At 63.9% G+C, this 9,485-nt stretch carries 7 protein-coding genes; 2 read left to right on the top strand and 5 right to left on the bottom strand.

All coding sequences use genetic code 11. The annotated features are described in order from the left end of the window. Nucleotides 1–142: 142 nt before the first annotated feature. A complete protein-coding gene (locus AC07NK_RS17985; protein ID WP_495171981.1) occupies nt 143–1,567 on the top strand; it encodes a coproporphyrinogen-III oxidase family protein in 1,425 nt (474 codons plus the stop codon). A 120-nt stretch (nt 1,568–1,687) separates the two neighbouring features. Here the strand turns inward: AC07NK_RS17985 and AC07NK_RS17990 are convergent, their stop codons facing one another. From AC07NK_RS17990 to AC07NK_RS18005, 4 genes are read right to left on the bottom strand one after another with little or no spacing between them, the layout of a single operon-like run. Then, nucleotides 1,688–2,317 (bottom strand): TetR/AcrR family transcriptional regulator, encoded by a 630-nt coding sequence (locus AC07NK_RS17990; RefSeq protein WP_495171982.1) that lies wholly within the window; start codon nt 2,315–2,317, stop codon nt 1,688–1,690. A 40-nt stretch (nt 2,318–2,357) separates the two neighbouring features. Continuing rightward, on the bottom strand, nt 2,358–3,740 hold the full coding sequence (locus AC07NK_RS17995; RefSeq protein WP_495171983.1) for an efflux transporter outer membrane subunit: 1,383 nt from the start codon (nt 3,738–3,740) through the stop codon (nt 2,358–2,360). Continuing rightward, the gene (locus AC07NK_RS18000) at nt 3,733–6,933 is read right to left on the bottom strand and encodes a multidrug efflux RND transporter permease subunit (protein WP_495171984.1); all 3,201 of its coding nucleotides are present in this window, start codon (nt 6,931–6,933) and stop codon (nt 3,733–3,735) included. The genes AC07NK_RS17995 and AC07NK_RS18000 overlap by 8 nt, the downstream gene beginning before the upstream one ends. Nucleotides 6,934–6,946: 13 nt before the next feature. Continuing rightward, entirely contained in the window at nt 6,947–8,122 is a 1,176-nt protein-coding gene (locus AC07NK_RS18005; RefSeq protein WP_495171985.1) for an efflux RND transporter periplasmic adaptor subunit, read from the bottom strand. 139 nt (nt 8,123–8,261) lie between these two features. Here AC07NK_RS18005 and AC07NK_RS18010 point away from each other — a divergent pair, with 139 nt between their 5' ends. Beyond that, entirely contained in the window at nt 8,262–8,882 is a 621-nt protein-coding gene (locus AC07NK_RS18010) for a TetR/AcrR family transcriptional regulator (RefSeq protein ID WP_495171997.1), read from the top strand. Between the two features lie 7 nt (nt 8,883–8,889). On the opposite strand, the gene AC07NK_RS18015 is transcribed toward AC07NK_RS18010, so the two are convergent. After that, the gene (locus tag AC07NK_RS18015) at nt 8,890–9,102 is read right to left on the bottom strand and encodes a hypothetical protein (protein ID WP_495171986.1); all 213 of its coding nucleotides are present in this window, start codon (nt 9,100–9,102) and stop codon (nt 8,890–8,892) included. Nucleotides 9,103–9,485 lie beyond the last annotated feature (383 nt).

Below are 9,485 nucleotides of genomic sequence, written 5' to 3' on the forward strand. Positions count from 1 at the left end.
GTCCGGTGTGTAGCATCGGTGCGGACTGGGCGCGCTAGAAGTGCGCGTTCGGGCGGGCTGCTTGTGCTCGTCGGCATCCTTGCGCGTCATATGGCCAGCCTTGTCGGGAGGGGCCAGCCTTGGCTGGAAGGGGAGGCAAAGCATGCACAACGACTATCTTCCGCTGTTTCTGCCGCAGGACATCCTGCTCGAATCCTTCACCTTCCCGTTCTTCGACATCAATTATACCGTGGACCCGGTCGCGATGGCGGGCCTGTTCCACAACACCCCTGATCCCACACCCGGGCGCGGCAAGCGTGGACTCTATGTCCATATTCCGTTCTGCGAGACGATCTGCGCCTTTTGTCCGTTCATCAAATCAGTGGGTACGCTGGAGCGGATCGAGCGGTATCTTAAGGCCCTGCACCTCGAGCTTTCGATGCTCGCCGAAACACGGCTCTGCCAATCCTGGACGATCGATGCGGTGTATATCGGCGGCGGTACGCCATCGGTGCTCAGCCCGCATCAGATCGAGGCGCTTCTGGGGCATATCCGGTCCGTCTTCCGCCTGTCGTCCGACGCCGAAGTGACGATCGAGGTCGAGCCGAAGTCGGCGACGGAGGAGTTCTGTTCGGCAGCGTCGGGTGCGGGTGCGAACCGTGTCTCGTTCGGGATCCAGACCCTCAACCCGCGCTACCGCGAGATGATGAACCTCACCGCGACCTTCGACCAGATCCATGCGCTGGCTGACCGCTCGCGCAGAATGTTCGAAGCCGCCAATTTCGACATGATCGTCGGCTATCCCGGACAGACCGAACGTGAGGTGGAGGCCGATATGGCAGCTGCGCTGGCGCTCGACGTCGGAAATATCTCGGTCTTTCCGCTCGACTATCTCGCGACCTTGCCGAGCTTCCTCGATCGCGTCCGGCGTGGTGAGTATCCGCCGCCTCCGCCGAGCGCGCGGCGTTGGGAGCTCTTCCACCACGCGCGCGCCGAGCTTGCCAAGGGCTATGACGCGCAGAACATGTACTTCTTTTCGGAGCCGGGCATGCCGGGCTGCCGCTACATGTTCGAGATCGTCTATGGCGGTTATTATGACGAGTTCGTCGGGGTCGGGGCTGGCGCGTACAGCATGACCAGGGGGCTCGCGTACGGCAACGACCAGTTCGAGAAGGCGTATACCGAAACCTTGCTGGAGAAGCACAGGCTGCCGATAGCCATGGCCACGCCGGCCCATGCCTATGAGAAACACTATGTCTATTTCGGCAAGCGCACGCGTGCCGATCTGACAGAGGCCCGTGAACTCGGCATCGAATCCGTCGTCTCTGCCAAGTTCGACGCGCTTGAGCAGGCAGGCTATGTCGAACGCGACCTGCAATCCTACCGCCTCACGCCGGCGGGTGAGCGGATCTACGCCCAGATCATGGTTGGCTTCCTAAGCGATCATCAGCGCAGGCTCTACGACCGGGTTTGTGAGCGGATGAAGGACAAGCTGAACTGGAATCTGGACGGTGCGCAGAGCACGGATACTGCCGTCGCAAGGGGGCTGGCCGCGCACAATGTGATGCCACAGCGCAAGGCGTTGTAGCGGGCCGCGCGGTTCGTCTGCCACCTTTCTGGAAAGGGCCGCGTCGTCTTCTGTAAGAGGCGCGAATTGCCCTCGGCGAACCGTTCGCGATCTGCGCACCGTTGGACTTGGCAGGCGGGGTTAGTCGTCCGTCGTGCCATCCTGAATCGAGCGGGTCAGTACAAGCTCGACGGCTTGCCGGGCAAAGTTCTGGATTTCTCCGGGGGCTGGGATACGCCCGGTCAGCAAAATGTCACCCGCTTCTCCCATGGCTGCTCCGACAAGGCATTTGCGGATCAGCTGCGGATCGACGGAATGTTGCAGCCCAGCCTGGCCCCACCTGCGCTCGACCAGCCAGTCAATCGCTGTCAGGCGATCTCTGACGATCTTGTGGCAACAATCGCGAAGCTCCGTTGGCAACGCCGGGTCTCGCAGCGCGCGATGCACCGCCCAGCCGGTCTCGTTCGTGAGCTCGACAATCATCGCTTCAACGATCGTCACCAGCTTCTCCGCAGCCTCCGGCGCATCGTCAAAGGCCCAGGGCGGATAGGCGAACTGCAGTGCATCGATCAGCAGCGCTGTCTTGTTCTGCCATCGCAGGTACAGTGTTACCTTTGAGACATCGGCGCTCTTCGCCGCCTTCTCGATCGAAAATTCGCGCCAGCCGGTCCGGCCGAACAGACGAAGCGCGCTCGTCAGGATCCGCGCATCGATTGCCGGATCACGCGGTCGTCCACGCCGGGACGAGGCGTGAAGTCTTGCGCAAATCACTGACGCGCAGGCGTGCCGAAAGCGATGCGGGGCTGGCCCGTCACTTCAGGCCTCCGCCCAGTGCAATGTAGAGTGACACCCCGTTCTGCAACTCGGCCGTCCGCAACGCGAGCAGCTGTTGTTCTGCAGCGAAGAGGTTGCGTTCGGCATCGAGCACTTCGAGGTAGATCGCGACCCCATTATCGTAACGCAGCCGCGCCGTCTGGGCGAGGCGGCGCTGGGACGCGACCGCGCGCTCCTGCGCTGCGATCTGCTCGGCATAGGTGCGCCGACCGGCGAGCGCGTCGGCGACCTCGCGGAATGCCTCCTGCACGGCCCGGCTATAGGCGGCGGTCAGTTCCTCCGCGCGCGCCTTGCTGACGTCGAGTTGCGCCTCGCGGCGTCCCCAGTCGAAGATCGGCAGGTTGAGGGCTCCGCCAAATGACCAGCTCTGGAACGGTCCCTTGAAGAGGTCGCCAAGCTCGGTCGACGCCCAACCCGCATTGCCGGTCAGCGATATGTTGGGGAAGAACGCGGCACGCGCTGCTCCGATATCGCCATTGGCTGCGCGCAGTTGCTGTTCGGCGGCAAGGATATCGGGGCGATTGGCGAGAAGCGCCGAGGGCAGGCCCGGGTCGATGTCGCGGAACTGGCCTGAGCTGGTGACGGGATTGCCAGTCGGCAGAGCCTGTCCGATCGGTCCGCCGACGAGGACGGTGAGCAGATTGCTCGCTTGCGCACGCGCGCGTTCGACTTCGGCCTTCTCGGTCTCCGCCTGGGTGACAAGGAGTGCCGCCTGATCATAGTCCACCGTCGAGGTAACGCCGGCGTCCAGTCGCCGTTGAGCGATCCGCAGCCCCTCGCGGCGGCTGGCGACACTACGCTCGGCGAGGACGATACGCTCCTCCGCCGACCGAACGGCGAGATAAGTGGCGGCGACCTGGCCGATCAACGACAGGCGAAAGGCACGCTCGGCCTCGACGGTCGCTAGATAGCGCGCGCGCGCCGCATCGTTCAGATTGCGGACGCGGCCCCAGAAATCGAGCTCGAATGCCGGAACCGCGACGCCGATATTAAACTGGTCGCGCGTGACTGCGCCGCCACCCGCACTCTGCGCAGCCGAGGTCCGGCTGCGGCCGGCCCCGGCCTGTCCGCCGAGCTCGGGCAGGCGCGATGCGTCCTGGATACGATACTGGGCGCGTGCCTGTTCGATGCGCGCAACCGCCTGGGCAAGATCCTGATTGCTGGTCAACGCGGTCTCGATCAGCGCCCGCAATTGCGCGTCGCCAAAGAATTCGCGCCAGCCGATTTCGGTGGCGAGCCGCGATCCGCCCTGCGCTTCAGGAAATGCAGCACTGACGGGCGTCGGCGGCTGCCGATATTGCGGGGCGAAATTGCAGGCCGTAAGCGAGGCTGCGGCGGCGAGGGCTACGAACTTACGCATTGATGGTCTCCGAACCGCGCGTGGCGTCATCCGCTTCTTCGCGCGCATCCTCCGCTTCATGGTCGTTGTCGCGCGCCAGCCAGCGGCGGGCGGCGAGATAGAAAACGGGGGTGAAGAAGATGCCGAAGATCGTCGCGGCGATCATACCGCCCATCACGCCGCTGCCGACGGCCTGACGGCTGGCGGCACCCGCACCCGATGCGATTACCAGCGGCACCATGCCCAGAATGAAGGCAAGGCTGGTCATCAGGATCGGGCGAAGACGCTGACGTGCCGCCTCGACTGTTGCCTCGAATACACCGCGGTGGCGTTGCTCCAGTGCGAACTCAACGATCAGGATCGCGTTCTTGGCGGCGAGACCGATGATCGTGATCAGGCCGACGTTGAAATACACGTCTGCCGAGAACCCGCGCAGGAAGGTGAAGGCGACGGCGCCGAGCACGCCGAACGGCACTACGAGCAGCACCGACAAGGGGATCGCCCAGCTTTCGTAGAGCGCCGCAAGCAGCAGGAACACGACGAGCAGCGAAAGCCCGAGCAGCAGGCCGACCTGGCCGCCAGCTTCCTTCTCCTCGCGTGCGACACCGGTCCATTCGAAGGCGTTGTCGCCCTTCAGGACTTCCGTCGCGATCCGTTCCATCTCGACCAGCGCATCGCCGCTCGACAGACCCGGCGCGGCCTGACCGGAAACGGTCATCGAGACATAGCCGTTATAGCGTTCGAGTTGTTGCGGTCCGTCGATCCAGCGCACCTGGGTGAAGGAAGAGAAGGGGACCATCTGGTTCTGATCGTTGCGAACCCGCAGCGCCAGCACGTCCTCGGGCCTCATCCGCTGTTCGGCGGCTGCCTGAAGGTAGACGCGCAGCACGCTGCCTTCGCGGACGAAGTCATTGGCATAGGCCGAGCCGAACGAGATCGAGAGCGTGGCGTTGACGTCGGCGATCGACAGGCCGAGCGCGCGCGCCTGAACCCGGTCGATATCCACATAGAGTTGAGGCGCGTTGGGCTGCCCTTCGGGGCGGACACCCACCAGCAGCTTGCTCTGCATCGCCTTTGCGAGGATCTGGTTGCGTGCGTCGAGCAATGCGGCGCGATCGCCCGAACGGTTCTGCAGCTTCATCGAGAAGCCGGTCGCGTTGCCGAGCGCGGGGATCGGCGGCGGCGTGATCGCGAAGATGTTCGCCTCCGGAATGCCCTGCACAAAGCCCATGACCTTGCCGGCCATCGTCGCGGCCGAATTGGCGGCACCCGGCCGCTCATCCCAAGGCTTGAGCCGCTGAATGACCATGCCCGCGGTCTGGCCCTGACCGAAGAAGTTGAAGCCCGAGATCGATACCGCGAGCTCGGTCTGCGGCTGGGCGAGCACGAACTGCTCGACCTTGCGCATCGCCACGTCGGTGCGCTGCGCGGTGGCCGCAGGCGGTGCGTCTACGTTGATCATCACATAGCCCTGATCCTCGTTCGGCAGGAAGCCGCCGGGAACGCGGGTAAACAGGAATGCGGTGACGGCGATCATCACGAGGAAGACCATCAGCCAGCGCACCGGCCGGGTGAGCATCGTGCCGACCGAGCGGGTGTAGCTGTCGGTCGCGCGCCCGAACCGGTCGTTGAACCAGTTGAAGAAACGCTGCGGCCAGCCGCGAACGCCCGGCTTGGGCTCGATTTGATGGTGACCGTCCGGGCCATGCGCCTCGTTTGACTTGAGCAGCGCACCGCACAATGCCGGGGTGAGGGTCAGCGCGAGTATTGCGGAGAACAGGATCGAGATGGCGAGCGTCACCGAGAACTGGCGATAGATACCGCCGGTCGATCCGGGGAAGAACGCCATCGGGATGAACACGGCGATCAGCACCAGCGTGATGCCGACGATCGCACCGGTAATCTGTCCCATCGCCTTCACGGTGGCGCGACGGGCAGACAGGCCTTCCTCGGCCATGATGCGCTCGACATTCTCGACCACGACGATCGCGTCGTCGACGAGGATGCCGATCGCCACGACCATCGCGAACAGCGACAGGGTGTTGATCGAATAGCCGAACAGCCACAGGCCGAGGCACGCGCCGAGCAGGGCGATCGGTACGACGATGGTGGGGATCAGCGTTGCGCGCCAGTTCTGCAGGAACAGGAACATGACGAGGAAGACGAGCACCATCGCCTCGATCAGCGTGCTTACGACGCTGTCGATCGAGGCGTTGATGAACGGCGTCGAATCGAACGGCACCGACCATCCGATGTCGGGCGGGAAGGTGGTCGACAGCTCCTGCATGCGCGAACGCACGGCTTCGACTGTGGCGACCGCGTTGGCGCCCGGGGTCATCTGGATCGCCATCATCGCCGCGGGCTTGCCGTTGAGGCGCGAGGAGAAATTATAGCTGTCGGCGCCAAGTTCGACGCGCGCGACGTCGCTCAGCCTGATGGTCGAGCCATCCGGGTTGGAACGGACGATGATCTGGCGGAACTGTTCAGGCGTCGAAAAGCGGTTCTGCGTGACGATGCGCGCGTTGAACTCGCTGCCCTTGGCCAGGGGCTGATCGCCAAGCCCGCCGCCGGCTGTCTGCCCGTTCTGTTCCTTAACCGCGCCAAGCGCTTCGGCTGCTGAAAGATTGTAACCGGCAAGCTTCTCTGGATCGAGCCAGATGCGCATCGCATAGGGTGAGGCGAACAGCTGGACGTCGCCCACGCCCTCGATCCGGCGCAGCTCGTCGAGGATGCTGTTGCTGGCATAGTTGCCGATATCAAGGATGGGGGTGCTACCGCTGTTGGAGGTAAGCGCCACGATCGCAAGGAAGCCGGACGAAGCTTCACGGATCTGTATGCCGAGGCGGCGGACTTCTTCCGGCAAGCGCGTCTCGACCCGACCGAGCCGGTCCTGGACCTGCGTTCGCGCGACATCCATATCGGTGCCCGACTTGAACGTCACCGCGATCTGGGCCGAGCCGTTCGCCCGGCTCGTCGAGCTCATATAGAGCAGATTCTCGACGCCGTTCAGTTCCTTCTCGATCACCGAAGTGACGTTACGGTCGAGCGTGTCGGCATCGGACCCGGGATACTGCACCATCAGATTAAGCGATGGCGGCGCGACGTCGGGATATTGCTCAACGGGAAGCTTGGCGAGGCCGATCGCGCCGGCAAGCGCGATGAACAGGGCGATCACCCAGGCGAAGACCGGGTGGTAGACGAAGAAGCGGTTCATATCTGGCGTCCGTTCACTTCTTCGCCGCGGCGGCGGCTGGGCGAGCCTGAACCTTCTGGCCGGGCTGTACCTTCTGCCAGCCGTCGACGATCACGCGTTCACCGGCCTTGAGACCCGAACGGATTACCCAGCTCGACCCGGTCTGGCCGCCCAGCGTGACGGTCCTGAACTGTACCGTTCCGTCTCCGCCAACCACGGCAACGCGTGCCTCTTCATTGTTGATCTGAACCGCACGCTGCGGCACCGAAATGCCATTGCCGGTCGTGCCCGCCGTGATCCGGCCCCGCACGAACTGTCCGGGAAGCAGCGCACGCGAGGGGTTGGCGAAGGTCGCGCGGATCGTCTGGCTGCCGGTTGAAGGGTTCACGGTCTGGTCGGCGAAGTCGATATGGCCGACGGGGCCATATTCACTACCGTCTTCGAGAAGGAGCCGGACCTCGACGCGCGCGAGCGCGGGAAGTTCGACGGCGCCGGTACGCGCTTGCGCCAGCAGAGACTGCAGTTCTGCGCTCGATTGGGTGAAGACCGCATAGATCGGTTCCATCTGCTCGATCGTCGTCAGCAAGGTCGCGCTCGCTGCGCTTGCCAGCGCGCCTTCGGTCACTTGCGCGCGCCCTACGCGACCGCTGATCGGCGCTCGCACGAGCGTATAGCCGAGCTCGAGCTGGGCGCGGGCAAGGGAGGCGCGGGCATCTGCGACACCGGCCTCAGCCTGACGCAGCGCAGACCGCGCATTGTCATATTCGAGCGCGCTGACCGCGCGATCACTCACGAGCGGTTGGTAGCGCTGGACGACCGCCGCCGAATTCTCACGCGACGCCTGCGCCCGCTGCAGCGCTGCGCGTGCCTGCTGCACCTGCGCCTGCTTGTCGCGCGGATCGATCTGGAAGAGCGGGGCGCCTTCGCGAACGTCGGTGCCCTCCTGGTAAAGGCGGCGGCTGACGATGCCATCGGTGCGGGCGCGAACCTCCGCGGAGCGCACGGCCTCGATACGGCCGGGCAGCTCAACGATGTTCGGTACGCTTCCCGTCGTCACTGTAACGACATCAACGACCGGCGCCGGTGGGGGCGGGGGCGCAGGTTCGCTACAGCCCGCCAGAGCGGTGAACGAGACGAATGCAGCGCCCGTAAGGAGCGAGCGGGACAGGGGAAAGCGAGGCACGCACGAATCTCCGACAGGTATCGACACTTATCGGTGCACTTATCTTGCATTCGCATAAAAGCAACTGGCTAGTGTCGTTTTTTGTTGTTAGGGGCGCGGCGTGGAGAAGGAACCAAGACGCCAGGGACGCCCGACACGAGAGGAAGCGGCGGAAATCGCTGATCGCGTGCTGACTCAAGCGAGAGCCGTGTTCTGCGAACAGGGTGTCGCCGGAGCGTCGATGGACGACATCGCGGCAGCGAGCGGCGTCACCAAGCACACTATCTATCGCCGCTATCCCAGCAAGATGGCGCTGGTCGACGCGGTCGTCGAACGGGACCTCAGGCAACTGACCGACGCGATCGATGCGGTGGCGCGTGATTCCGATGCGGTGTCAGCGCTGCGCGAAACGGCGCTGCGCTATTTCCACTTCAGCATCGATCCGGCCGACGCATCCTTCGCCAGCTTCCTGCTTGCCGAGGCTGCGTACTCGGAAGAGATGCGCGATAACCTCAAGCGCTGGAACGAGCTCTATCTGGCGCCGATGATCGCGCTTGTAGAGACCGCGCAGCGTGAAGGGCGAATGGCGGCTGGACCGCCGCGAAAATGGTGCGTGCTGCTCGCCGATCTGATCAGCGGTGTGAACCGCCTGCATCGGATCAGCGAGCCGGATATCTTCCATGGCGATTCAGCCGAGTCGTTTTTTGAAGAGCGCTGGCAGATCTTTGGACAGGCAGCCGGTCTTCAGGGCTACGGTGGTCCGGCCGAAATTCTGACGGAGCCGTTCGTCCTCGGCGGTGCAGGGTAAGCAGACTTCAGAAGTTGAACCGGACACCGCCGCTTGCCGTGAAACACTTGCGTTCCGAGCTGTCGTCCAGATTTCCGACGACGAAGCCGGTGACGGGGCCCTTGTCCGGTGTTGCGGTCTTGAGGAATTCGAGCAGTTCGCGCGCTTTGGCGACGTGGGCAAGCGAGTCGGTCTGATCCGGCACTTCCGGCATGAAGGCGTCGCGGAGTGGTTGCAGCATTCGCCAGCCCGGCAGGGCATTACAGCTGACGCAGGCCATGCCTAGCCGCGACAGCCGCCCGCGGACCTCGCCTAAAGAAGGTTCGCCTGCGTTTGGAGAATGGCGCGGTCTCCCTTTCGGCAACGATGCCCTCCTGTGCGCAATCCGTGTCATTCGCCGGATTAAATCGAGCCAGATCAAAAAGAGTGATGAACCCACTTGACGGTACATGATTCGCCGCATAGATGGCCTCCACCGCAGCGGTGCACCGGAACGGAGCGCAGCGGCGGACAGCAAAAACTAGGCGCATAGCTAGCCCCGAGAAAAAGGGGTTGATGGTGCGTCGGTTTTTGTCGCTCTTTGACATTGTGATTTTGATGAAGGGACATGTGGGCGGCGGCCCC

Source organism: Sphingomonas sp. GW821-FHT09B04 (assembly GCF_059418285.1).